Raw genomic sequence first — 25,725 nt, 5'->3', positions numbered from 1 at the left:
AAAACCAGATAATCAAATCTGGTTTTTATAGAAAAAAGTCTAATTCAAACTATTTAAGCGCTTAACGACTGCCTCTGCAATTTCTTTACTGGATTGTGGATTTTGCCCCGTGATAATCCGATCATCAGCGATTACATAAGAAGTAAATGGAAAGAAAGCTCGTTTATATGTTGCTCCTTGTTGTACTAATCCATCTTGCAACGAGAACGGAACTTGAGACTTGATCCCTGATAAGGTCTCTTCAATATTGGCAAAGCCTGTAACCGTACGGCCTGCAATGAGGGGGTGACCCGTTGAGGTTTGAAGCGGCAATAATCCACCTACACCATGACATACTGCTGATATAACACCGCCTTGCTGATAAATCTTTTCGCTGATCTGTTTTAGGCCTTGGTTGTTGGGAAAATCCCACATGGTGCCATGTCCACCCGTGTAATAAATCGCTTTATAGTGGGAAGTATCAATGGCATTGGGTGCTAGTGTATTGCTTAAGCGTTGCATGAATTGGGGATCAGCCAAGTGCTTTTTTGCTGATTGATCAACATAAATTGGCTTAAGACTACGTTCATCTAGCGGTACAGCACCACCTTGTGGACTGACAAAATCCATGTCATAGCCAGCTGCTTGTGCAATGTCATAAAAATGGGTGAGTTCAGTTAGCCATAATCCTGTCGTATCTGATCGAGTTGGATAAGCTGAGTGGTTGGTCATCACCACCAAAATTTTGCCTTTTGGCTTAGCTTGTACGTGTTGTTGAGCAGCTTCGGTTGCATAGGTCATATTAGTTATGAATATAAGCATAAAAATGCCAATCAACCACTTTGCAAAGTTCCAAACTTTAAACATGACAGGTTCCTCATTTGATACCTGAGGTTGATGCTATGTTTAAAGTGAGGTTTAAGGTCAAGTACTTTTGCGCATTTCTTGATGAGTAGTTGTTGTGATGATGGTTTAAAAATTGATTAATGACGTATTAAGCTTTGTCGTTGGTATAGTACAAATTGAGCAAACGCTGTGCATTTTCTTCGCAGGTAATTTCATCTGGTTTGCTATTGATCGCCACAATCATCATTTGCAGATTTTGCTTACTCACTGCCAGTTTTTGCTCTAGTTCTTCAATATCTTTGATCTTGCTTTCGAGCAAGCCAATGAGAATGTCATGATTCCATGAAGAGACATTCGATGGTAAAAACGCTTTAATTTCTGTCAGAGAAAAGCCAACTTGCTGTGCTTGTTGGATCAGGAATAGCTGTTTGAGATCATTTTCACTATATTCCCGATAGCCATTTGATTTGCGTTTAGCCTTCGGTAACAGCTTGATTTGCTCATAATAACGAATGGTTGGGGTGCTTAAACCACTTTGTTTAGATAATTCACTGATATTCATTACTGATTTTCTCTTGACATTAAAGCAAACTTTAAGCTTATAGTGATGCAAAAGCAAGATTAAAAATAAATCAAAAAGTAGAGGTGAAAGATGTCAAAACGTATTCTCCATGTGGTAACCAACATCTCTAAATATGAGGGTATCGATCGTCCAACTGGATTATGGTTAGGGGAACTGACGCATGCCGATGATGAGTTTGAAAAGCAACATTATCTTCAAGACATTGTCAGCCCAAATGGTGGGCATTCGCCGATCGAACCTAAATCATTAGAACGTTTTGTTGCCGATGCTTCTGTGCTTAAACGTAAAAATGATCCTGCTTTTATGCAGTTATTGGAAACCACCAAAAAGCCCTCTGAGATTAACTGGCAAGATTATGATGCAATCTATTACACCGGTGGGCATGGGGTGATGTGGGACTTCCTAGACAATGCTGAATTGCAGAACATCAGCAAAAATATTTATGAACATGGTGGCATTGTTGCCAGTGTCTGCCATGGTTATTGTGGATTGCTCAATGTTCAGTTATCAAATGGACAATATTTAATTCAAGGGAAAAAGCTGACAGGTTTTGCATGGTGTGAAGAAGTATTGGCTGGGGTGGCAAAGAAAGTACCTTATAACGCTGAAGAACTGGCAAAACAACGTGGCGCACTTTATCAAAGAAAATTCATTCCATTTCTACCCAATGTGGTGCGTGATGCGAATCTGATTACAGGACAGAATCCATTTTCTGCACGTGTTACAGCATTTGCCATAATTGATGCTTTAGAAGCTAAATCATGAATTTTTCATCAGTAAAAAAGTTAAAGAGAACATGGATAAAGTGATCGATAAGAATCACGCTATCCATTAATCTTCTACTTATTTTAGATGCCGAAATTATTCATATTCCACATGCAACGCGCTGTTCCGTTGCTGAAAAAGTGCTAATTCTGTTGCGAGTGTTTCTGCTTGATTGAATGCATTGTCTAAAGATTTTTGATGGCGAGTATCTGCAAATTCTTGGTATTCAGATGCAATTTCATCAATATGCTCAATCCCTAAATATTTGCTGAGAGTGCGCAGATGCGGCACAAGATGGCTTTGATTGGCGCGAATACCATCTGTGTCAAAACCAAATTCTCCACTTGACGTGATAATCACTAAGCGTTTACCTGACAGTAAAGGTTGGAGTGGAAAGTCGCCACGTGCAAGGTCAAAGTCAAAGGTTTTATTGATACGGATAATTTGATCAAACCACGCTTTTAATTGTGCAGGCATACCATAGTTATACATCGGTGATGCAATCACAATGAGATCGGCTGCTGCAACTTCGGCAATCAATTGATCAGATAAGGCTAAGATTTCCTTTTGCGCGGTTGTTCTTTTTTCTTCAGGGCTAAACACAGCACCAATCCAGTCTTGATTAATAAAAGCGGGTGGATTCATGCCTACATCACGATAAATATACTCATCTATGACTTGTTGCTGTTTTAAAGTCTCAATAAAGCGTTTCGCGATATTTTTGGAAATGGAATTATGACTTGGATTCGGGTTGAAAGCTGCTCGAACACTGGCATCAATATGTAATAGGGTTGTCATGATCGCTCACTTGAGGAATGAAAAGATAAACTCATCTTAAGAGGTCGTTGCAGGCTGGACAAATCAGTAAATTACAGTTATGAATGAATTAAATTCATCTATAAAACTTATTTATGGAGTGTTGAAAATGCAGGTTTCCTTACAAGCATTGAAAGCATTTGAATCTGCTGCTCGCCTAGGCAGTTTTAAATTGGCTGCGGAGGAGTTGTCCTTGACACCAACTGCAATTTCTCATCACGTCAGCAATTTGGAAAGCCGTTTAAATGTAGACTTGTTTTATCGGCAGGTTCGAAAAATCAGCTTAACCGAGACAGGCGAGAAATTAGCGAGTGCGATATCAAATGGATTTCGTACCATCGAAGATGCTTTGGAGGAGGTGAGTACCGCCAGCCGGGTGATTAAGATCACCACAACGTCATCCTTGGCAGCAATGGTTTTGATTCCAGCCATGCAGACTTTTTCACAACTCCATCCAGAGATCGAGCTTGAGATCTCTACAGGTGAAAGTTTGGAAAATCATCTATATGCGCTACCAATCCGCTATGGTGCTGCTTCATCCGTTGCTGCATCAGATATTATTAGATATGAGTCATTTAATGGGTTTGCGGCAGCAAGACTAGATATGAGTGTCTGGACTGAACAAGCAATTACACTATTGAGTACAGAATGGAAAAATAAGAATTTACCAAAATCTCCATTACCAACATGGCTTGAACAAAATGGTTTAGCGCGTTTGAATATTCAGCTCAAAAACTTTGATCAAGAAATTTTTGGTATCCAAGAGGCACTTGCCAGTGATGGATTGGTATTTTGTTCAAGCACATTAGTTCATCGTTTAATCCATGCGAAATTGCTGCAAACGTTGCCAACACAGCCCGTACAATCTGAGCTGTGCTATTACATTCCAAATAAAGAGCAGTTAAAACGCCGAAATAGAAACATGAATGAACTGATTTTGTGGGTAGAAGCATTGTTAAATCAATAAATTATTGCTTGCTACTGCATTCTTGGAGCGATGTATTATGCACGCTATGCTTATAAAAATAACAGTCAACGAAAGTTTGTGTGATTCTTTCTTGATTTTATAAATGATAATTATTATCATTTAAACACACTTTGTTTTGAGTCAGATGATCGTGAACAAAACCCCTATGCTTGTAGATCAGTTATACAGAAACCATAGAGGCTGGCTTCATCAATGGTTGAGACAGAAAATAGGCAATACTGATCAAGCTGCTGACTTAGTACAAGACACCTTTATCAAATTACTGCAAACACGCGATGAGCTGCTGGGCATTAAAGAACCTCGCGCTTATCTTACTTCAATAGCAAAAAACTTACTCATTGACCAAGTCCGTCGCAAACGCATTGAACAGGCTTATTTAGATGGCTTAAGCCAGATGGAATACATGCTGGATGCGGTTGCTTCGCCAGAAGATCAAATGCAGATTATTCAGGCACTCGACCAAATGTGTAAGGCATTGGAAGATGTCTCTGCAAAAGCACAGCAGGCTTTTATCTTGCATTATCTAGAAGGTTATACCCATAAAGAAACAGCAGAACAGTTGGGTGTTTCAACCAAAATGATTCAAAAATATTTAGCAAATTGTTTGATTCGTTGCTATCAGGCGCGTTTAGAAATGGATTTCAATACTTAAATGGCAATCAATAAACAAGATCATCATCAACTGGTTGAGGAGGCTGCATTATGGATTGTGCAGTTAAGTTCAGATGATGAGCCGACACGAAAAAATGCACAATTAAAGTTTAATCAATGGAAGCAACATAGCCAACAACATCAAAAAATTGCAGCTGACATCGAGCAGTGTATTCGTTCAATCCAAAAAGTATCTCAAACAGCGCAGCATAAAAAAGTGGTTCAATCAGCACTTAAAGCAGGTTTAGGGTCTGCAAAAGCGTATAAGCATGTTCGTGCGGGGAGCGCATTTGTCATTGTATTCTTTATCTTCAGTGGCAGTTTCCTTTATGTGTCTGATACCTCTATTGCCTATATCGGTGCTGATATTCAAAGCGATTCGGCGCAGTGGACAACACAAACCTTACAAGATGGTTCGCGCTTAATTCTACGGGGCAAGAGTGCAGTCAATATTGATTTCCAAGCAAAGCAAAGAGTGGTCGAATTGGTGCAAGGGCAGGTTTATGTTGATGTTGCCAAAGATCCAAATCGCCCATTTTTAGTCAAAACCAAACATGGGCAGATTCAAGCGCTTGGAACGGCATTTAGTGTGACTTTTAGGCCTTCGGCAACAGAGTTAAAAATGTTGCATTCGCGAGTTCGTGTACAAGCCGCAGCGAATGAATATGCCAACCAGCAAGTGATTGTAAGTGCGGGACAAGCCGTCAGTATGAATCAAAATGGCGTACAGTCACTGCCCGCACTGAATATTTATAATGAACAACAAAAATGGAATAAACATCAATTGATGGTAGAGGATTTACCGCTCGATCAGGTGTTAAAAGAATTAGATCAAAACTATAAAGGCAAAATCTTGTTTAATGCCGAAGCATTGCAAGATATCCAAGTAAATGCGGTGTTGCCATTAGACCAAACACAAGATGCACTTAAATTATTGGCAACAGTATTTCCCAACTTAAAGGTATATCAAATTACACCTTATCTCATTGTTATTTCATTAAAAAAATAGTTGGTATATTCATTGTCAAATGAACGTATTTTAAAAAGTTTTTATTTTTTTTAAATTTAGGTTCCACTTTTTTAAAAGCTGTTCGTCATAGTAAGTAGAAGCAATAAATTTGGGATCATTTTATCTTAATAGGTTTAATGATTCTTATTTACATTTACTGGGGTGGGCAAGAATGAAGAAAGTCGGAGATGGCCAAATGCGAAGTCGGAACTTATTTCGGTTCTCAACACTCGCATTTGCTGTACATACAGCGTGTATTGCGAGTTTAGCTTTACCGATGCAACATGCTTATGCAGAAACCGTTGCGGCAAAATCTTATAATATTCCTGCAGGAACTTTGGCCAATGTATTAAATCAGTTTGCTGAACAATCGGGGACTTCAATTGCCATTGATGCACAGCAATTAAAAGGGCAATACAGTTCAGGATTAAAAGGTAACTTTGCATTAGAGCAAGGTTTTCAGCATATTTTAGCATCTTCGGCATTCTATGCAGTCAAAGTCGGTCAAGGTTATACACTGGCAAAAAAGACAGCTAAAAATAGTAATGCACCTTCAAGTGCCCCAGTAACTGCGATGAATCATACATCTTCGACTCAAGCTCAAGATGACGAAATCTCTGTTCGTTTGACCCCACTTGTGGTCTATGGTCAAGAAGATCGTGATACTCAGGGCAGCAATCGAGTCTATGATGCCAATCGATCTTCTGTTTATGCAGGCAAAGACTATATTGAGCGTTTTAAAGGCACCAATCCTGCTGATGTTTTGCAAGGGATGGTTGGTGTTTATAGTGGTGATGCCCGTAATAGTGGTGCTTTAGATCCGAGTGTACGTGGTGTGCAAGGGGTAGGTCGAGTGCCATTAACCATTGACGGTACTGAGCAGTCGATTGCGGTGTGGCGTGGCTACAATGGAGTGAATAATCGGAATTATATCGACCCTAATCTGATTGCGGGCATTGAAGTCATTAAAGGCCCATCACTTGAACGGAATACCACAACTTCAGTCGGTGGTGGAGTTGTGGTCAAGACCTTAGAAGCGGATGATATTGTTCGTCCAGGTAAAACCTTTGGCGCAGAATTAAAAGTAGAAGGTTCTACCAACGCCATTGATCCTTCATTGCCCGACATGAGTAAAATCGGCAAAAACTATAATGATACGACGCCGTGGGAGGATATTAATGGTCAAAAATACGATCCAGATATTTATAAAAAGAACCGAACTCGCAATGATAATTCTAACTTCTCGGGAGATGATTTAGCGGGCCGACTCGCATTGGCAATGAAACAGGATAAATTTGATTTATTGGCTGTTTATGCTGTTCGTGAACGTGGCAACTATTTTTCAGGTACACATGGCGCTGGCTATTACAAACGGGCTGAGCCAAGTAATAGTCTTGATTTTATTCCTTATTTTGCACATTCCTATAAGCCTGGCAATGAAGTACCCAATACCTCAAGCCAGATGGAGTCTTGGCTATTTAAGGCAGGTTATCGACCAAGCGATGATCAAGCGCTGAAATTCACTTATCGAGATACCAAAAATAGATTTGGTGAGATCATGCCTTCACGAATTGAATGGGGGTTAACCCCTGAAATTGGTGTGCCGCAATGGCCACTTAGTAATATTCGTTCTAAGGCCTATAGCTTAGAATACAAATATAAACCTGAGAATAATCAGTGGATTGATTTTTATACCAATATTTGGCAAACCGACACTGAAAGTGAAACCTACACACGAGGCGGATGGCCAACGATTATTGATTTTAGAGATAATCGTCTGATCAATACGGCAATCAGTCATTCAGACAATCGACGCCAAGGCATTACTATCAGTAATAAAGCACAATTATCTGATCAGCTCGATTTAACTTTGGGGGGAAGCTTCTTAAAAGAAAAGCTTACTTCTGATGATATTTATGGTGAATACGGTCCAAGTTATTCCTTATATCAAGCTTTACCTCGTGCCGGACGTCGTGAAGAAAAGACCTTTGATTTTAATTTCAACTATCGACCAGCTTCTTGGCTAAGCTTTGATGCGGGTATGCGTTATCGCTCTTATTGGGCCTTTGATGACTTCTTAAATAAATCAATCAGAGATGGTATTGATCCCGCGTTAAATCCGTTATTTACCAAGAAAAGTAAAGTCAAAGAATACAACTTTGAATATCGAACCATGCCTGAGAGTTATGATGCTCAGCAACAACGTATGCTAAACCTTTTAACGCAACGTTATGCAGCCAACAATCCTGATTGGGATGGCCGTTTAGAAACGGTGCCTGCATCAGAAACGGCTTTGTACAGCCGGATTTGGTCTCAGAAAAATACACTCTCTTGGAAAGCTGATGAAAATGGTCATTTGGCTCTAGCCGATAATATATTAAACCAACTGAATGCCTTAGGGCAGAAGTATGTGGTGATCGGGAATGGTTTCCAGCCTGTTGTAATTGAGCAAACGCCGATTGAATCGGCTCAGAAAGTAAAAGACAGTGGTTGGGCACCTCAACTTGGCGCATCCATTCATTTGACTGAAAATAATCGGCTTTATGTACGCTATGCAGAGGAATATCGCTTACCAAGCTTATTTGAAAGTACGGTCGGCTTCTCGGCGATGATGCCATCTCAAGCAATTAAACCCGAACATGCGTTTAACTATGAAGTGGGTTATGTTTATGACATGCGTAACTGGCTCAGCTCAGCTCGCAATGCCGATATTAAGTTGGCTTATTACTACAACAAAACCAAAAACGTAATTGAGCGTAATCAAAATCTGATTTTTACCAATATGGATGAGCAAAAGCTTTCTGGTATTGAGTTGCAAAGCCGTTTTGATAATGGTGCTTTCTTCACTGATTTAAGCATGGCTTATAACCTCAAGAATGAAGTCTGTGACAGTAATAGTGCCATTAATAAAATGATTAATAGCGGCACAGTACAAACAGATCAAGGTATTCAATTCCGCGATGCTTATCAACGTTGCGTCGATGATGGTTTTCCAAACGGTTATTTGGTGACGATGTCGACACCTGAGCTTAGCGCACATGCTTTATTGGGCGCGCGTTTTCTAGATGAAAGATTGGAGCTTGGTGCGCGAGCAACTTTCTACAAAGGCTATGAAAGCCCATTACGTAAAAATAATGATGCTGGTATCAATAAAGGCTATTACCTCAATGTGCCTCTCGCTTGGGACGATACGTGGATTTTTGATGCCTATGCACGCTATCAAGTTGATACCTATAACACAGTTGAATTTGTAGGTAACAACCTTTCAAACCAATTTTATATCGATCCACTCACTCGGAGTGCAATGGCTGCACCAGGTCGTACTTTGAAAGTCAGCTGGACCACCAAGTTTTAACACAGAATTTAATTCCAACCTTCACATTAGTCGGAATTAGATAAACGTAAATAATGATATTGAATGATTATTATTTACAAAACCAAGGAGCAGTTATAGATCTTACTGTTCCTATAACTAAACAGATAACGATACCGTTATCTTTATTGAAACAATAACTTAGCTTTAGAAAAATGGAGTAACAATAAATGAAAATCTCTCAACTGTTCATCGGTCTTGTTGCATGTTCTGCTGTGTTTGCACATGCAGGTATTGATGGTGCTTCAAGTAATGAAAACAATATCATTATTGGTGCTGCTGCAAATGCAAGCCATCCAGGTGGTGCAGCAGCCGTTTCTGTACAAGCTGCTGGTTCACCATATAATGCATTTACAGGTTTTAGCTCGCTAAAAGGTTTGGCACAAGCGTTTTCTGCACGCGGTACAAGCAATACCGATGTTACTGTCGGTAGCAAAACTTTTAATATCTCGCATATTCCTGTTTCGGCAATGCCGCCTTCACACAGTGCCTTAGGTAATTTCAATTTTGGTCAGGTGGGCACACAGGAAGTCTATTTTGGTGAATGGTGGAAAGCAGGCGATACAGCTGCGAGCGCAAGTCATACTGTTTATTACGCAGGTGACAATACCAATACGACAGTACCAACTTCTGGTACGGCGACCTACACCGTTGCAGGGATTAATGGTTCAGCAACCAATCTGTTAAGCGGTAATTTGACTGCTAACTTTGGTGCAGGCACTTTACAAGGGTCATTAACTGGAACAGGGACTGCTGTTTCAAGCTTAAGTTTGAACGGTGTGACATTTAGTCCAGGTACTGCTGAATTCAGTGGCGCGGCAAGTGCAAATGGTACAGCTGGGGTAAATAATTCAGGTATCGTTCAAGGACACTTCTTTGGTGCAAATGCTGCAGCTTTAGCGGGTATTGCCGAGTTTAATAATGTTTCATATAACACTGCATTTGGTGGTGCGAAGAACTAACTATGGCGAAAGGAATCTACAGCAGTAGATTCCTTTTTCTTGTTTATGACTTGATGATTTTTACTTTTGTTTTGCGGTTTTTTATGAAAAGAACATTGCTGTGCTGTTTGATTTTATTGGCGAGTTCATCACTTTATGCAGATGATGAGACACAACTTCGCCTGAATCAAAACTTGGATCAGAATTTATTACAACAACAGCATCAATTACAGCAACAAGGGGCAATTCGGAGCACGGATGAACTACCCAATATTGTGATTAATGGACAAGTATTTGAAGTTGAAAAGAACCAAGATGATCTGGCAAAAGCTTTATATTTGGCGGTTATGCAAAAGCAATGGGGCAATGCGGCAGTCTATCTAAAGCATTATCAACAATATGATGGCTATGACCAAGCTTTAACAGACTTTGCCGAGGGTGCATTGGCTCGCGCTCAAGGCCAGCTCAAGATAGCAGAGCAAAAATTCCAAAGTAGTTTAAATAAACAACCCAATAATCTGATTTGCGAACTCGAGTTAGCGCGCGTGCTGTTTGAACAGCAGAAGAACAAACAAGCAGCACGCCTTTTTACATCCATTCAAAGCAAATTGGGGCAGAGTGATCGTGGTGTGATTCCACCTGAGGTCGAGCAAACAGTTAATCTGTTTGTTAAGGCCCTTGATCAACGTGACGCATGGCAAGGCAGTGTCGCGATAGGTCCATCCTATGCCACGAATCTAAATAGTTCTTCTGAACAAAGTAAAACTTGGATGTTGTATGGCCTTGACCAAAAAGGCAATGTGATCCCCATTCAGGAAATTACCCGTGGAAGTCCTAAAGCTGAGTCGGCAACGGGTATGGACTATGAAGCCAGTTTAATGAAACGCTTTTCGTTCTATGGCAATCATGGGGTTTCCTTACGTGGTTTAGCGTATGGACAGTCTTATGATGATCATGCTGACTTTAATGAATCCACACTGAATATCAATGCAGGCTATAGTTTTTTTGATTTAAAAAATCAAATCACAATTGCACCGCTATTTGAGCATAAACGTTATGCCAATGATGGTTTGTACAATGCTTGGGGGGCACGTGCGGAATGGATGCGATTTATCTCCACCGATAAAGCACTCAAGCTTGAAGCTGAAATCAAAGATTTAAATTATCAAACATATAAAACTTTAGATGGTAAAGAAAGTTCAGCCATGCTGACCTTTTGGAAAATTCTACCTGAACAATGGACATTGTTTGGGGGCGTGGATGTCTTAGATCATGATACTCAAGAAAAATACATGGCAGCCTATCAGCAACAAGGTGTTCGTTTAGGTCTGAGTAAACCGTGGAGTGTTGGCTTTAATACCACCTTGTTCAGTTCCTATCGTTGGCGTCAGTTTGATCGTTACGTGGCAGCATTTGAGACACGTCGTCAAGATTTTGAGCAAAACTACACCTTTGTGTTGCAAATGCCTCTTTTCAAGTTCTATGGCATGACGCCGAATCTGACTTATCGCTATAACCGTAATAACAGTAATGTGGATTGGTTATATTCCTATGACAAACACAATGTCAGCCTAAAACTTGAGCACCGTTTTTAGGGGAATGGCGATGAAATCAAAATTCTTCGATCAGCACGATGTTCTTGCTAACACAGCACCAATGGTTTGGTTTTTCACGCGCGCTCACCAAAAGTGGATCACAGTCATTCTGGTTTTGGTTTTGCATCTATTCGGACTGTGGTCATTGAGTCGTCTTATTGAGCCTTATACTTTGGCAGCTTCACCCCAAGTGAATGCGTTGAAAATTCATTTTATCTCTTTATCAGCGTCAGAGAATGCATCTCCTCAAGCAACAGCAAAAGTTGAAGTGGCCCAAACATCAACAATCCCCGCACTAGAAAAACAAACAAGCACTCGCGCTGTTCCGACCAATACTGAAAACACAGAACAAAAAGTGATAACCAGTCAGAGTGCTATGCATGAAGTGTCCAAGCAAAAGACTAGTCACAAAGTTGAAACTTTAGCAGTGAAGTCCACAGCAGAAATAGCAGCTCAACCTTCAAAAAGCAAAGCGACACAGGATACCCCATCGGATCAATTATCGCAGATATTGACAGACAATCCACTAAATTCGAAACAACAAATTGGACAGACTCAATCCCAGTCGGGTGGTGTAAATACAGCAGCCACGCAACAGGAATTGGCTCGTGCACCTGAAAGCCAAGTTGATCGAGATGAACCTGTTCAAGTCAGCAGTGTTGATGTATTGAGTTTTGGTCAGCTTGCTTATGATGATCGGGAACTTAAACAACAAAACCGTGTGGTGGAATTGCGGCTACGTATCAATGAAAACGGTCATCCCATCGAGATTCAATTAAAACAAAGTTCAGGGATTAGCAGTCTAGATCAGCGTGTTCTACAGGCTGCTCGTCAGTCCAAATTCAAACCTTACAAAATCAATGGTCGTGCAGTGACCGTTGTGGTGGATTTCCCAGTGCAACTCAAACTCAGTCGGAGTCGTTAACCGATGAGTCCTATTCTTTTTCTAGGAGAATAATCATGAACGCAGCAACAGAGCAAATGATTGCCAATCGCCTTTCTCAGCGTCTAAAGCAAGAAACAGCGGCAGAACATGAACGCATGCACCAGCTAATGGCGCAAGCAGATGTATTTTCAAGCAAGGAGAAATACGCCCAATTTACCTTGTCGCAATATTATTTCCAGCAGGAAATTGAGCATCTTTTTGAACAGGAGGGGGTTGCTGGACTGATTCCTGATTTAGGCATCCGTGGCCGCTCACAACAAGCCTTTGATGATTTGCAAGATTTGGGTATTCAGCCCGCAGGTCAGACATTACAAAGTGCTGAAGTCAAATTGCCTGAAGCACTAGGTTGGATCTATGTGTCAGAAGGCTCAACTTTAGGTGCCGCATTTCTGTTTAAACAAGCGCAGAAGCAGTTAGGTTTCTCTGAAACATTTGCAGCGCGCAATTTGGCGGCTTATCCAGAAGGTCGAGCAAAAGTGTGGAAACGTTTTGTTGAGGCACTTGATGAGGCTGATTTTGACCAAGTGTTACAAGATCGTGTGGTGCAAGGCGCTTTAGATGCATTTGGCTATTTTGGAAAGGCATTAATCCAGCTCGATGAGTTGAAATAAGCGATCAGGCAGTAACAGCTTATTCGGTATGGAGAACATTAATCGCATGGATAATCAAATGAAAACAGAGACCTTATCACCAACACCACAGCCAGCAAGCAAGTTAGCGCGTTCAGTGTGGTGGCGATTATTGTTTATCTGTTTGGCTTGGCTATGTATCGGTTTAGGGATTCTTGGCATTTTTATTCCAGGGCTACCAACGGTTGATTTTATCCTGTTAGCAGTGTTCTTTGCAGCCAGAGGCTCTGAAAAGCTCCATCAATGGTTTCTCAACCATCGTTTTATCGGACCGATTATTCAAGAGTGGCAAGAAAACCGACGTATTCCCAAGAAAGCAAAATATATCTCTACCGTGAGTATGAGTATTGCTGCGGGTATTATGATATGGACCATTCCACATCCGTGGGTGGTCTATCCACTGATTGCCTGTATGGCAGCAGTATTGGTCTGGATGTGGATGCGAGATAAAGACTGAGAGCATAGTCAGACGAGAATATCGACCATTGAGCAGGCCACATCGGCTTGCTCTTTTATCACTCGGTATAATAAAATTATCTCAATATTTGCTTCGGTTGTAAGATTGCTCTGATGTACAAGGCTATATTCTTTGATATTGATGATACTTTGTTGAATTTTAGCGTTGCTAACCGCGCTGCATTTATTCAATCTTTTGCTGAATTTAATTTAGATCATGATGATGCTACTTATTCAACCTATAAAACCATTAATCATCATTTATGGGAAAAGCAGAAGTTAGGTCAAATTACGGTACAAGATGTCATTAATAATCGATTTAAACAATTATTTCGGGCATTAAACCTTGAACTTAACCATGACCATTTCCGTGATACCTTTCAAGGCAATTTAGCCAAACAGCATACGCTTGAGGCTGGTGCAGTTGAAGCCATTGGTTATTTAAGTCAAAAATATAAGCTATTCGCTGCATCCAATAGCATTCTTATTCAACAAAAAGCTCGTTTAGACTTGGCTGGCTTATTGCCACATTTCTCTGATTTATATATTTCAGATGACATTGGCTATGAAAAACCAGATCAGCGTTTTTTTGAAACCTGTTTGCATAGAAGCCAGATTGCAAAAGAAGACGTGCTGTTCATTGGGGATAGCCTTGAAGCGGATATGAAAGGTGCTGCTTCTTGTCAGATCTCGACCTGTTGGTATAACCCAAACAATTTACCCAATCAGTTGCAATTAAATATCACACATACCATTCAGCATTTATCTGATTTAGTAAAGATTCTATAAATCGATGCGATCTGGCTGGTGGGATTTAAGATGAATCAAAATCAGCCAGTAACAGACCGCTGGAATGAGGGCGATAAGCAAGGAAAAAATATCCGCATAGACCAGCCACCATTGCTTTGGGAGTTGGCCTGTATGAGCCCACGCTAAAAGAGTAAAAAAAGGTGCCGCAACGACGAATGAGCTTAAGCAGATTGTCAGAAAATTCAGATACTGATAGCGGTTTAAGACAAGCGAGAACAAGAATGAAAATGGAACGGTCAAAAGGCAATAAGCCAAATAAACCAGAAGATGCCCGACAATAACTGCAAATATTGAACTGAATTTAAACGCATTGTTCATGAGAATAAATAGCATAGCCATCAAGCAGAGTAAGGGAACTGGAGCTAATAATAGCGATTTAAAAATGATCTTTTTCTGATATTTCAAATCAAATCCCTCAAACCACGAAATTATGAATTGCATAATTTTAATACATATTGCGTAACTATATTCGCTCTGCTAGTCTTTTTAGCGACTTAAAGGATATTTAAATCGATATTTGGAATTTTAGATCGATAAACTGGAAGAATCAAAAAGGGAAGATAACAATGTTAAAAGAGACCAATAGAGAGGCAGGCGCTTCAAAACAAGCAATCGTGATTACACTCATCCTCTGTTTCATTTTTGCCATTATTGAAGGATTTGATCTGCAATCTATGGGGGTTGCTGCACCACGGATGAAAGCAGAAATGCTGTTAAACAGTACCGAGATGGGCTGGGTGTTTAGTGCCGCCGTTTTAGGCACATTACCTGGCGCACTGATTGCAGGTCGAATTGCTGACTCGATTGGCCGCAAAAAAGTATTTATCACTTCGATTGCAATTTTTGGCTTGATGTCTTTAATGACGCCCTTTACCAAAGATTTGAATTCCTTACTTTTAGTTCGATTTCTGACTGGACTCGGCATGGGTGGGGCTTTGCCCATCGTGATTACCATGGTTTCAGAAGCGGTACCTGAAAAGTATAAAGCGACGGCTGTTAGTGCGATGTATTGTGGTATGCCGATAGGCGGTGTTTTGACTTCCGTGGTTGCCTTGTCTTTGACAGCAGATCATGAATGGCGACATATCTTTTATATAGGCGGGATTGCACCTTTAATTTTAGTTCCTATTCTTATTTTCTTTTTACCTGAATCAAAAGCATATCTGAACAAAATCCCTCAGGTCACTACACAAAAACCAAGTGTGTTAAACGTCCTTTTTGCCAAACCACGTGTCGTGGTGACGTCTAGTCTATGGCTCAGCTTTTTTGGTACCTTGTTGGTTTTAGCATTGTTCCAAAACTGGTTACCGACGTTAATTTCAGGACTGGGACTCGATAAGCAACAAGCCAGTTATATTCAGATTGGTTTTAATTTAGGTGGTTCTATTGGAGTATTGATTTTAGGTTTGATGCTGGATCGACTGAATAAATTCTTAATTGTTGCCAGTGTGTATGCAGGTATTCTGGTTTCATTGATTGGTTTGGCCTATTCCAATAGCGCATCGAGTTTTATCTTGTTTGCTACAAGCTGCGGGATGTTCGTGATTGGCTGTCAGTCAATTTTATACACCTTGGCTGCCATGTATTATCCAACTGAAATGCGAGGCACAGGAGTGGGGGCTGCGGTTGCTGTAGGACGCTTAGGTGCTTTTGCAGGGCCTTTAGTTGCAGGTTATCTACTCGGAACAGGCCAAAGTGAGATTGTGGTGATTGCTTCTAGTATTCCTATGATCTTATTGGCTGCAATCTCTGCATTAATTTTACTGCGTAAGCCAGAACATTCAGTTACTCGGAAAGAACCTCTAGGCACAGTGACATCTTCACTTTAAACATAGCATAAACCTTGACGGTAAGAACTAGAACTAAACCGTCAAGGAGCAGTGCCTAAACAACTTTAAAATTTTAGTTTTTTTAGACCACGGTTAATACCGTTTTGTAATGCAGCCTTAATAATTGGGCCAATCAACGGAATACGGCCTTTAAAGCTAATGGTGTAATCCAAGCGAGTGCGATCACCGCCTAAATCGGTAAACTTCATAACGCCACGATGTGCTTTAATTGGACTAATACCACTGGTGATTGCATATTCGATCAATTCATTTTCTTGGTAAACCAAGTTAGTTTCAACAAATGAAGGCGCTAAAGGAATCGAAAGTTTACGTGCAGAACCCACGCCATTTCGCGCTTCTTTACCATTACTGATACGCGTGATTTTTGCGGGTGCAAAAATCTTGTTGAGATTTTCATGTTCACTGAGAACTGCAAACACCTTGTCTATGGGCGCATTGAATTCTTGTATTATTTTGACCTGTTGTGTTTTTAACATATTGGAACCTTTTCAAATAATTTGACATGATGGATTGTCAGTATGTTGATGTTAGCATGCTTTATATACATCCTGAATTTACCTTTATCGGAAATTCACATGCTTTTTTATACAGCTCAGTCATGTCGATTTTCAGATTGAGCATAGTCGTAAGATTTTATTGGAATCGACTTGGCACGATAGTTGCCCAACATTTATAGCTCTATGAAAAAGTAGATAAATCAGTAAAACCAAGTTGTTCTGCGACCTGCGTGAGGCTTAAATTCCCTTATACCAATAAAAAAGACTATATCGAGATATAGTCTTTTTTATTGGAAGGAAAAATGTCAGCTTAATAAGCGAGTTTTAACAATACTCTAAAGAACATAGCAATCGCCAATAAACCTAAAAACCCAGCGAGCCAAAGTACGATAAACCATTGTGTTTTAGATAGTTTCATTACGCTGCCTCCTAGTGATAACCTGTATCTCCAACCCGTACTTTATCTCTAAACACCCAGTACGACAGGATGGTATAGCCAATAATGATCGGAATCAGAATTACGGCACCAACTAAAGCAAACTTCTGGCTGGAATATGGTGCAGCAGCTTGCCAAATGGTGACCGAAGGCGGAATAATATTCGGCCAGAGACTGATTACAAAACCCGTAAAGGCCAAGAACACTAAGGCCAAGGTGAAGATAAACGGTTTTAACTCTTGGCGTTGTTTACAGGCCTTTAAAATCAGGAATGTAAACAGCAAGACCAAGATGGGTACTGGGCTAAAATACAGTAGATTTGGTAGGGCAAACCAACGTGCTGCAATTTCCGGATGAGTCAGTGGGGTATATAAACTGACCCCAGCAAAGACCACAAATAGCAAGATGATGAGTTTAGGCATCAACGCATACATCTGGTCTTGTAATTCATGATCAGTTTTCATAATCAGCCAACCACAGCCCAAAGCGGCATACATGGCAACCACACCCAGCCCCGTAAATAAGGCGAAAGGCGTCAGCCAATCCAAGCCTGAACCTGAGAAAATACCATTGGTCGTTTGGATGCCTTGAATATAAGCACCTAAAATCACACCTTGCAGGAAGCTGGATAGAATCGAACCCCAGATAAAGGCTTGATCCCATAAGTATTTGGTGCGATTGGCTTTAAAACGAAACTCAAAGGCAACGCCACGAAAAATCAGGGCAATTACCATCAGCGTAATCGGCATATATAAAGCCGATAACACTGTTGAATAGACCAATGGAAAGGCAGCAAATAAGCCTGCACCCCCGAGTACCATCCAAGTTTCATTGCCATCCCAGACTGGTGCGACGGTGTTCATCATCACATCACGTTCTTCGCTATTTTTGATAAAGGGGAACAGAATTCCGATTCCGAGGTCGAAGCCATCCAGAATGACGTAGATCAGGACACCGAGACCGATAATGCCGACCCAAATCAGAGATAAATCAATCATGGTGCTTCTCCTTATTTGGGTCTTGCTGATCAATGCTTTCATCAACGGCACTTAAAGGACGCATTGGGGTTTTGAAATGCCCATGGCCTGCTGGTTCAAGATCCACAGCTTCAACAAATTGCGGGCCTTTATGCATCAGTTTCAGCATGTAATAGATCCCGATTCCAAACACAACACAGTACACCACCACAAAAATAATCAGGGTCAGACCCACTTGTTCGGCGGAAACAGGTGAAAGTGCATCTTTGGTACGCATTACCCCATAAACCACCCAAGGCTGGCGGCCAACTTCGGTGGTAAACCAACCTGCCAGTACCGCGATAAATCCTGATGGCCCCATGACTAAAGCAAAGCGGTGAAACCATTTACTATCAAACAACTTTCCAGTTTTTCTGAGCCAAGCACCAGTGACGGCAAGCAAAAGCATGAGCATACCTAAGCCAACCATGACACGGAAACTCCAGAATACAATGGTTGAGTTTGGTCGATCTTCTGGGGCAAAGTCTTTTAAACCTTTGACCGTGCCATCTATAGAGTGAGTTAAGATCAGGCTGCCTAGATTTGGAATTGCAATGGCATATTTGGTGCGTTCTTCTTGCATATCAGGAACACCAAATAGGTAGAGTGGCATGCCCTCATCATAATTGGTTTCCCAATGGCCCTCCATCGCTGCAAGTTTGGCAGGTTGATGTTCTAAAGTATTCAAACCATGTGCATCCCCAACAAAAACTTGCAAGGGTGCTAAGACCAGAATGAGCCACATTGCCATCGAAAACGAGGTTTTGACCAAGGCATCACGGCGACCTTTGAGCAAATGCCAAGCCGCTGTTGCCGCAACGAGTAGCGCTGCAACCATGAAGGCCGCAATTGCCATATGCACCAGTCGATAAGGGAAAGAGGGATTGAAGACGATTGCCCACCAATCGGTTGGCACAATAATGCCATTCTCGATCGCAAAACCTTGAGGCGTTTGCATCCAACTGTTGGAGGACAGAATCCAGAACATGGAGATACAGGTACCTATCGCGACCATTAAGGTGGCAAAGAAATGGGCCTTGGGACTGACACGCCCCCAACCGAACAGCATGATACCCAAGAAGCCCGCTTCCAAGAAGAAAGCACTCAGGACTTCATAAGTCAGTAAAGGGCCCGTCACACTTCCTGCAATACGGGAAAACTCACTCCAGTTTGTGCCGAACTGGTAGCTCATCACCACACCAGAAACAACCCCCATACCAAAAGCAACCGCAAAGATTTTGACCCAATACTTAAACAGGTCTTTATAAATTGGATCTTTAGTCCGTAACCAACGCCACTCTAAAACAGCCAAGAAGCTGGCCAAACCGATAGAAATCGCAGGGAAAATAATATGGAAGGAGACGGTAAAAGCGAATTGTATTCTTGCCAATTCGAGTGCAGTAAAACCTAAAGTCATGACAGCACCTCATCTTGTTGCTGATGAGATAAACTTGAGGTTGAATAAAGCTCTACCCAATTAAGCGTATGATTAGAAAAAGAAAACATGACGATAATCTCTTGAATAAAAGTTTTTCAAAACTAAAAAGTTTTGAGCTTCAAGTCAGAATGAGATTAAGAGAGGAGGTGCTCGACCTTGAGGAGTGAGAAAGAGTTGTTGAAGCTGAAAGAAAACATGGAAATAGTTTTCAATAAAAGCCAGAAATCGAACCTGAATTCGGACTAGAATTTGCTTTAGATCGACATCTGGTAAAGGCAATACATGGCTATACACCACACAGTATTGACACTGATGGTTTGCATCATGGTGGTGATGGTGACTTGCCGACGTTTTAACTTCAGCTGAAAAAGCTTGATGCTCATGTACAGTATCATGTTGAGCAGCAATATGATGATGGCTATGGAGCGGAGAGGCAGAATGATGGTCTTGTAATAAAATTTGGGTAATAGTCTCACATACTGGAGAAACTTGATATTTCTCTGGCAGCAATGGCTGTAAGAACACAGCGATTTGTAAAAAGATTGCATAGAACCCAAGCAATCTTCCAAGCATCAACACCCGATTGATCTCTTTATGGAAACCATTGGAGAAATACTATAACAAAGAAATCTTTTTTTTAAAGAGGATACTTAATTATTTTTAATGAATAATGATAAGTTTTTTACATGAATAAATATTAAATTTCATCACTATAGCCGTATTTTTGTGCATTTTACCGTTAAATTTTGCTTAATAATTTTAAGGATTTTTTTATTTTTAGGCCTCAAATGTTTAGTTTTAGCGTTTATTTATTAGCAAAGCAAAAATAGCTAACATGTTATCAATTTAAAAATATAGATGATGAGAATGAAAAAAGGCTTAAAGCTAGATCATGATACGCTTTTTATGCGGTTATTCTTCAAATCTTCGCCTGAAGTTACGGATGAAGAAGTGGAATATTACCGTGAATATCCTGATCAAATTGATGAAATAACAGCTCCAATCAATATCCATAAATTTTTTCTCTGGGCTGGTGCATTTTTAGGCATTGTGATTGTTGCGATTGCAAAATTTCTTAAATATTCAGGTGCATTGAGCTTTTTATCAGAGGGCATCTTTGAATTTGTCATTGATATCATTTATGAAAGTGGGATCGCACTCATTGGTGCTGCGGTAACCGCTTATATGCTTGGTGTCGTGTTGAATAAGCAACAAGATAATGCTGCAAAGTGGCGTGAAGAAATTCGTCGAAGAATAAAAGGAGATCAGACTCAGCCCTAAGCATCTAAGAGTTATTTGTTTAATGTTTGAGCTTGCACCATTAATTGTTATGTTATAACATAACAATTAATGGTAATAAAATTGCCATCTGTACTTTGATGACTGGGTGGTGGTGTATCGACATGAGGAATATTTATCTTTTAGGTTTTATTTTTTGTGTTTCAGCATGTCAATACAATACCCAAAACCCTAAACAAACGGTTCATCCTATTATTAAAAGTTCATCTTTTACGAATAAGATCAATAGTATTTCCAATTTTTCACAACAAAATACGGCTCCATCTTCATATTTAAAATGGTCAGGCCAAATTGAACATCAGCTACAGATAAAGGCCTATAAAACTTTTTTAAAAAATAAGGGGCTGGTTTTTTATATTCCTGACTATGAATTTCTACAGACTGCTAAGGATTGGCAAAAGTGCCATGCCAATGAATATGAAGTTCCTCATCAAGAACTTTGGAACAACATTATTCCAACATTGAATATTTTGAATCAGTTGGTTGAGCAGCAAGTGATTCAAAATTTCACAGTGACCTCCGTTTATCGAAATAATTTATTAAATCAGTGTGCTGGTGGAGCTGGAAGTTCAAGACATGTTTTTAATGCTGCTTTAGATTTCCGCATTGGCAATCAAAACCCAGATGCTAAACAGCAAATATTCATCCAAGAAACGAAACTGAAACTTTGCCAATTTTGGTTAGATCACGGTGAAGCGCTGAATATGGGATTGGGTGTCTATGAATCAGGCCAAATTCATATTGATGCTGCTGGTTATCGTACATGGGGGGTGGATCATCGTTATACATCATCACCGTGTATGAAAGATTTTTCTAATTCTGTTCTCTCACATCTCAACACGATGGGTAAAACCGAATGAAAGCAAAACATGCCAATTCTCAATCCTAATCATTAAAGAATATTAGGTCTAAATCTTCCATGCTTTTAAGTATGGATTCTAAAAAACTTAAACAGTGAGAACGCCAATGAATCATTCTTTAGCCACTCCATCAAAACTTCCTGTAACGGTATTATCAGGTTTTTTGGGTGCAGGAAAAACGACGCTACTGAATCATATTTTAAACAATCGAGAAGGCAGGAAAGTTGCTGTAATTGTTAATGATATGTCTGAAATTAATATTGATGCTGCTTTAGTTCGAGAAGGTGGAGCAGAGCTATCACGAACAGATGAGAAATTGGTTGAGATGAGTAATGGCTGTATTTGCTGTACTTTGAGAGAAGATCTATTACTTGAGGTACGCCGTTTAGCCGAGGATCAACGTTTTGACCAATTGGTGATCGAGTCAACAGGTATTTCTGAGCCTTTACCTGTTGCTGAAACTTTTACTTTTGAAGATGAAAATGGTATCTCATTAAATGAATTTGCCCGACTAGATACAATGGTGACCGTGGTTGATGCTTATAATTTTCTAAAAGACTATAGTTCGCTAGACAGTTTACAATCTCGAGGAGAATCATTAGGGGAAGAAGATCAACGGAATGTCGTCGATCTCTTAATTGATCAAATTGAATTTTGTGATGTAATCGTATTGAATAAAGTCGATTTAGTCGACAAACAAGAAAAAGCCAGACTATTTGGAATTCTCCATTCACTTAACCCAAGAGCAAAAATCGAAACATCAGAATTCGGACAGGTTGATCTTAAGTCTGTATTGAATACGCATTTATTTGATTTTCACCAAGCAGCTCAAGCACCAGGATGGCTAAAAGAGCTTAGAGGGGAACATCAACCAGAAACCGAAGAGTATGGTATAAGCAGCTTTGTCTATAGTGCTCGACGACCATTTCATCCGCAACGCTTCTTTGATTTTGTCCAATCTGAATGGCCAGGGGTGATTCGTTCAAAGGGCTTTTTTTGGCTAGCGTCTCACCCAGAGTTTGCAGGCTCTTGGTCTCAAGCCGGTGCTATGGCGAGACACGGGGTTGCAGGTTATTGGTGGGCAGCTGTACCAGATGAACATTGGCCAGAAGATCAACACAGTCGCGAAGCTATAGAAAAGAAATGGGACGATCTAACAGGAGATGCCAGACAAGAAATTGTTTTGATTGGAATGGAAATGAATCAGTCTGAACTGATTCAAAGTTTCAATGCTTGCTTATTAAATGATGAAGAAATGGCACTAGGGGCAAATGCGTGGAAAAGCTTTGACAATCCATTTCTAGAATGGGATGAAATGACTCAAAACAACTAAATTTAGTACTGATAAGTATCGATAAAAAACAAGAGAGTTTTAAAACTCTCTTGTTAAATCTCTAACGTTTTTATACAGGCATATCTAAATCATCAAATGTTTCTAGTGTTTTTCCTGCTTCCAAATGCTTTTGATAATATTCCAACCGAACTTCATCTAAAATCGTACTTGAAAGACCAACATTCCAATAACCTGTCACTTGTACATCTTTTTTAGGTAGTGACTTTTCCTCTAAAAAGAATTTGCGAATTGCTCTGGCTTCATTCCGTTCGCATGCAGCCCAAACAACTAGGTCATTTGTTTCTTTAAATTGGTAAGCAGCTTTTAGCAACAGCCCCATTTTTCCTGCTTGATCTTGGCGTTCTCTTTGCAGTAAATGTATTTGAACATTTTCTTGATTTGGGAGGTATTCGCAAATATTGGCATCATGACTTTCAACAAAAATATCTGCAGTTATATTGTTTTGCCAATGTTGCAAGATTGAATAAAGCGCAGGGAGAGCGGTTTCATCGGCAAACATCACGATATGCTTTTCTGCCTCAAAATCTGGAACAAAATGTGGTCTTGGTCCAATCAGCTGCGTTTTTGTTCCTACCTTGGCTTGATGTATCCATTGCATTGCAGGACTCTCATCTTCATGTTCAATCAGATCAATTTCTACTTCGTGGTGATCACGATTAAATGAGCGAATAGTATAAACACGGGTTAAATTTTCAGAAACTTCGATACGGACAGCTAAATTTGGCTTATCCCACATATCTGGTTGATTTGTATTAATTTTAGCATGAACTCTTAAAATGCTTGGGAATGGCCTTGAAATTGCAGTAATTGTCATCTCGGTCTGTTCGAGATTTCTCATATGATCGTTTTGTTTGAGTATATTGTTATCGTTTGAAACCACTTTTTGCTTAGTCATTGTCAATTTACCAATCATAATTAAGTGAAATTTCATTAATTATGCATGGTAATGATAATTATTTGCAATAAATTTAGCATAAAATAAGAGCGAGAGAATGCATTCGACATTTTCTCGCTCAGCTTAAAATAACTTTTTTGTTAGAACTTTCCTCTTATCCAACCATATGCAGCTGCAAAGGGTAAAGCCGTTCGCGCCAAGTAAGGTACATGCCACAAGCCACCATGATTGGCATTTTCCATAATCAAATCTAAAGGATGATTTAACTGTTTGGTTGGATTGGTCGCACTTTCTGGATTATTTAAATCATGTACCCAAAGCGCTGCCATGATGGCATTGGTCGTCTCTGGACTGAATGTTTCTACTTTAAATAAATCTGCACCAGCAAAGGCAGCTTTGAGAATTGGATTTTTAACCACGGAGTGTGTTGTCGTAGAGGGTGCAATATTGATGACCGTTTTTTGGCCACGTGCACGGCTGCGTATTGCAAACCATTGTTGTAGGCGTTTAGCAAGGGCGTAGTTCGGCCCTTGTTCAATGACCATACAATCGGAGATACCGTACTGTTGACCATTATCAGATTGGATTAACTGCTTTGCATTTGGTTTAAAGAAGTTAGTCAAGGAAATATTGTGAATAGATCGAGTGAGTAACTTTTCTATCATTGGACGCTGTTGAGTTTTTTCTTGTATGGAGTTCACTACAGCTTTTGGAATCGCATAAATATCAGTTGGCGTCAGCATAAACATGATACTGCTGTCCGCTTTTTGTTTGCTCACTTGCTCCATAATGCTAATCATAGCGATTGAAACACGGACATGTTTTTCACCATCTAAATATGCAATACCTGCAAGGTCTAAGGTTTCTGCAAAGGTATTCAGCCAATTCGCAATTTCTGGAGTTTGGGTTAATAGGTTGGCACCGAGCTGTTTCTCTTTATTGGCTAAGCTGATCTGTGGAGCGATCAATGTCGCGTTACCTTGCTCAACTGTTTGAGTAATTTTTTCCCATATTTGAGGATTTGGTAAATCAATCGCAATAATATTGGCACGCCATTTTGCCAACCAACTGAGAGGACCCGCTTCAGAAGCTGCACCGAACAACACCATCGTCCGTGACGATAGATCAAACCATTCAGGGTGAGCTTGGAGTAGGCGTAGTGCTTTTGCATGGCTAGGTTCGATAACTTTTTGATTTTCCCAGCGATCTATTTGTTCGAGTAATGCTTGTCCCTGTAATTTTTCTCCATTGAAAGGAATATACCAAGGTTCAATCGCAGAATTACCTACACCTTTTAAAACATAGTTATCAAAAGGTTGGTCTTTAATATCAGACATTGCTTGTTCTAACGTCGATTGTTGACCAGCTCGGTTAAATGTAAAGAGATTTTTAGCTGCATCTAGACCATTTTGGGCAATAAGTAATGGATAATGTACTGAGCTAATTCCTGTTTTTACAAGTTCTTGAAAGTAAGTTGGATATTTTTTTCTCCAATTTTTTTCTGCTTTAAGTTGTGATGCAAGTGGAGAATCAACGCTACTCAATGCGGCATATAGAATTTTCTTTGCTGTATTTGTCGTACTGGGAGCCTGTTTGCCGGATTGAATTGGAAATTGTATCCCATCATTTTTAGACTGTAATATATTACTCAACTCACTGCTCCCATCTATTGAATCCAGAAATCCTAGGTCAG

General features: G+C 40.1%; 25 protein-coding genes. 15 read left to right on the top strand and 10 right to left on the bottom strand.

Features of this window, described 5'->3' with window-relative positions:
• Positions 1 to 39 precede the first annotated feature (39 nt).
• Positions 40 to 846, bottom strand: a complete 807-nt coding sequence (locus tag F902_RS11905; RefSeq protein ID WP_005203733.1) for a type 1 glutamine amidotransferase domain-containing protein — start codon at positions 844 to 846, stop codon at positions 40 to 42.
• Between the two features lie 127 nt (positions 847 to 973).
• Positions 974 to 1,387: a MerR family transcriptional regulator gene (locus tag F902_RS11900; protein WP_005203732.1), complete on the bottom strand. Its 414-nt coding sequence runs from the start codon at positions 1,385 to 1,387 to the stop codon at positions 974 to 976.
• A 90-nt stretch (positions 1,388 to 1,477) separates the two neighbouring features.
• Between F902_RS11900 and F902_RS11895 the strand changes: the two genes are divergently transcribed.
• Complete coding sequence (locus F902_RS11895) at positions 1,478 to 2,173, top strand: type 1 glutamine amidotransferase domain-containing protein (protein WP_005203730.1); 696 nt, start codon at positions 1,478 to 1,480, stop codon at positions 2,171 to 2,173.
• 96 nt (positions 2,174 to 2,269) lie between these two features.
• On the opposite strand, the gene F902_RS11890 is transcribed toward F902_RS11895, so the two are convergent.
• A complete protein-coding gene (locus F902_RS11890) occupies positions 2,270 to 2,971 on the bottom strand; it encodes an FMN-dependent NADH-azoreductase (protein ID WP_005203728.1) in 702 nt (233 codons plus the stop codon).
• Between the two features lie 127 nt (positions 2,972 to 3,098).
• Between F902_RS11890 and F902_RS11885 the strand changes: the two genes are divergently transcribed.
• From F902_RS11885 to F902_RS11840, 10 genes are all read left to right on the top strand, one after another.
• Complete coding sequence (locus F902_RS11885; protein WP_005203726.1) at positions 3,099 to 3,956, top strand: LysR family transcriptional regulator; 858 nt, start codon at positions 3,099 to 3,101, stop codon at positions 3,954 to 3,956.
• Positions 3,957 to 4,107: 151 nt separating this feature from the next.
• Complete coding sequence (locus F902_RS11880; protein WP_171061044.1) at positions 4,108 to 4,629, top strand: sigma-70 family RNA polymerase sigma factor; 522 nt, start codon at positions 4,108 to 4,110, stop codon at positions 4,627 to 4,629.
• On the top strand, positions 4,630 to 5,637 hold the full coding sequence (locus tag F902_RS11875) for a FecR family protein (protein WP_005203722.1): 1,008 nt from the start codon (positions 4,630 to 4,632) through the stop codon (positions 5,635 to 5,637).
• 196 nt (positions 5,638 to 5,833) lie between these two features.
• Positions 5,834 to 8,992 carry a hemophilin receptor HphR gene (gene hphR, locus F902_RS11870; RefSeq protein ID WP_005203720.1) on the top strand — a complete coding sequence of 1,053 codons (3,159 nt, stop codon included), beginning with the start codon at positions 5,834 to 5,836 and terminating at the stop codon, positions 8,990 to 8,992.
• A 188-nt stretch (positions 8,993 to 9,180) separates the two neighbouring features.
• Positions 9,181 to 9,972 carry a Slam-dependent surface lipoprotein gene (locus tag F902_RS11865; protein ID WP_005203719.1) on the top strand — a complete coding sequence of 264 codons (792 nt, stop codon included), beginning with the start codon at positions 9,181 to 9,183 and terminating at the stop codon, positions 9,970 to 9,972.
• Between the two features lie 83 nt (positions 9,973 to 10,055).
• Entirely contained in the window at positions 10,056 to 11,546 is a 1,491-nt protein-coding gene (hsmA, locus tag F902_RS11860) for a hemophilin secretion modulator (RefSeq protein ID WP_005203717.1), read from the top strand.
• A gap of 10 nt (positions 11,547 to 11,556) precedes the next feature.
• Positions 11,557 to 12,471, top strand: coding sequence for an energy transducer TonB (locus F902_RS11855; protein WP_005203716.1), 915 nt, complete (start codon positions 11,557 to 11,559; stop codon positions 12,469 to 12,471).
• A gap of 32 nt (positions 12,472 to 12,503) precedes the next feature.
• Positions 12,504 to 13,103: a biliverdin-producing heme oxygenase gene (locus F902_RS11850; protein ID WP_085942818.1), complete on the top strand. Its 600-nt coding sequence runs from the start codon at positions 12,504 to 12,506 to the stop codon at positions 13,101 to 13,103.
• Positions 13,104 to 13,131: 28 nt separating this feature from the next.
• Positions 13,132 to 13,578, top strand: coding sequence for a YbaN family protein (locus F902_RS11845; protein WP_032811535.1), 447 nt, complete (start codon positions 13,132 to 13,134; stop codon positions 13,576 to 13,578).
• Between the two features lie 113 nt (positions 13,579 to 13,691).
• A complete protein-coding gene (locus F902_RS11840) occupies positions 13,692 to 14,366 on the top strand; it encodes a YjjG family noncanonical pyrimidine nucleotidase (protein ID WP_005203710.1) in 675 nt (224 codons plus the stop codon).
• Here the strand turns inward: F902_RS11840 and F902_RS11835 are convergent.
• A complete protein-coding gene (locus tag F902_RS11835) occupies positions 14,361 to 14,792 on the bottom strand; it encodes a hypothetical protein (protein WP_026057453.1) in 432 nt (143 codons plus the stop codon). The two genes, F902_RS11840 and F902_RS11835, sit on opposite strands and share 6 nt — an antisense overlap.
• Before the next feature lie 161 nt (positions 14,793 to 14,953).
• Here F902_RS11835 and mhpT point away from each other — a divergent pair, with 161 nt between their 5' ends.
• Entirely contained in the window at positions 14,954 to 16,216 is a 1,263-nt protein-coding gene (mhpT, locus tag F902_RS11830) for a 3-(3-hydroxy-phenyl)propionate transporter MhpT (protein WP_005203707.1), read from the top strand.
• Between the two features lie 65 nt (positions 16,217 to 16,281).
• Here mhpT and F902_RS11825 read toward each other — a convergent pair whose 3' ends face one another.
• From F902_RS11825 to F902_RS11810, 4 genes are all read right to left on the bottom strand, one after another.
• On the bottom strand, positions 16,282 to 16,713 hold the full coding sequence (locus F902_RS11825) for an SRPBCC family protein (protein ID WP_005203705.1): 432 nt from the start codon (positions 16,711 to 16,713) through the stop codon (positions 16,282 to 16,284).
• Positions 16,714 to 17,163: 450 nt separating this feature from the next.
• Entirely contained in the window at positions 17,164 to 18,168 is a 1,005-nt protein-coding gene (gene cydB / locus F902_RS11820; protein ID WP_005203698.1) for a cytochrome d ubiquinol oxidase subunit II, read from the bottom strand.
• Positions 18,161 to 19,603, bottom strand: coding sequence for a cytochrome ubiquinol oxidase subunit I (locus tag F902_RS11815; protein WP_005203696.1), 1,443 nt, complete (start codon positions 19,601 to 19,603; stop codon positions 18,161 to 18,163). Before F902_RS11815 ends, cydB begins: the two co-directional genes overlap by 8 nt.
• Positions 19,604 to 19,747: 144 nt before the next feature.
• Positions 19,748 to 20,197: a DUF2946 family protein gene (locus F902_RS11810; RefSeq protein WP_005203693.1), complete on the bottom strand. Its 450-nt coding sequence runs from the start codon at positions 20,195 to 20,197 to the stop codon at positions 19,748 to 19,750.
• 294 nt (positions 20,198 to 20,491) lie between these two features.
• Between F902_RS11810 and F902_RS11805 the strand changes: the two genes are divergently transcribed.
• The 3 genes from F902_RS11805 (at position 20,492) to zigA (ending at position 23,116) form a co-directional block, all read left to right on the top strand.
• Positions 20,492 to 20,905 (top strand): hypothetical protein, encoded by a 414-nt coding sequence (locus tag F902_RS11805; RefSeq protein WP_005203690.1) that lies wholly within the window; start codon positions 20,492 to 20,494, stop codon positions 20,903 to 20,905.
• A gap of 122 nt (positions 20,906 to 21,027) precedes the next feature.
• Positions 21,028 to 21,783 carry a D-Ala-D-Ala carboxypeptidase family metallohydrolase gene (locus tag F902_RS11800; protein ID WP_005203689.1) on the top strand — a complete coding sequence of 252 codons (756 nt, stop codon included), beginning with the start codon at positions 21,028 to 21,030 and terminating at the stop codon, positions 21,781 to 21,783.
• Positions 21,784 to 21,889: 106 nt separating this feature from the next.
• Positions 21,890 to 23,116 (top strand): zinc metallochaperone GTPase ZigA, encoded by a 1,227-nt coding sequence (zigA, locus tag F902_RS11795; RefSeq protein ID WP_005203687.1) that lies wholly within the window; start codon positions 21,890 to 21,892, stop codon positions 23,114 to 23,116.
• A gap of 70 nt (positions 23,117 to 23,186) precedes the next feature.
• Here zigA and F902_RS11790 read toward each other — a convergent pair whose 3' ends face one another.
• Together F902_RS11790 and F902_RS11785 are read right to left on the bottom strand one after the other, a co-directional pair.
• Entirely contained in the window at positions 23,187 to 24,032 is an 846-nt protein-coding gene (locus F902_RS11790) for a siderophore-interacting protein (RefSeq protein ID WP_026057454.1), read from the bottom strand.
• Positions 24,033 to 24,172: 140 nt separating this feature from the next.
• Positions 24,173 to 25,684: a hypothetical protein gene (locus F902_RS11785; RefSeq protein WP_005203683.1), complete on the bottom strand. Its 1,512-nt coding sequence runs from the start codon at positions 25,682 to 25,684 to the stop codon at positions 24,173 to 24,175.
• Positions 25,685 to 25,725 lie beyond the last annotated feature (41 nt).

Source organism: Acinetobacter higginsii, assembly GCF_000369525.1.
GTDB lineage: Bacteria > Pseudomonadota > Gammaproteobacteria > Pseudomonadales > Moraxellaceae > Acinetobacter > Acinetobacter higginsii.
This window is presented reverse-complemented; position numbering and strand designations above follow the sequence as displayed.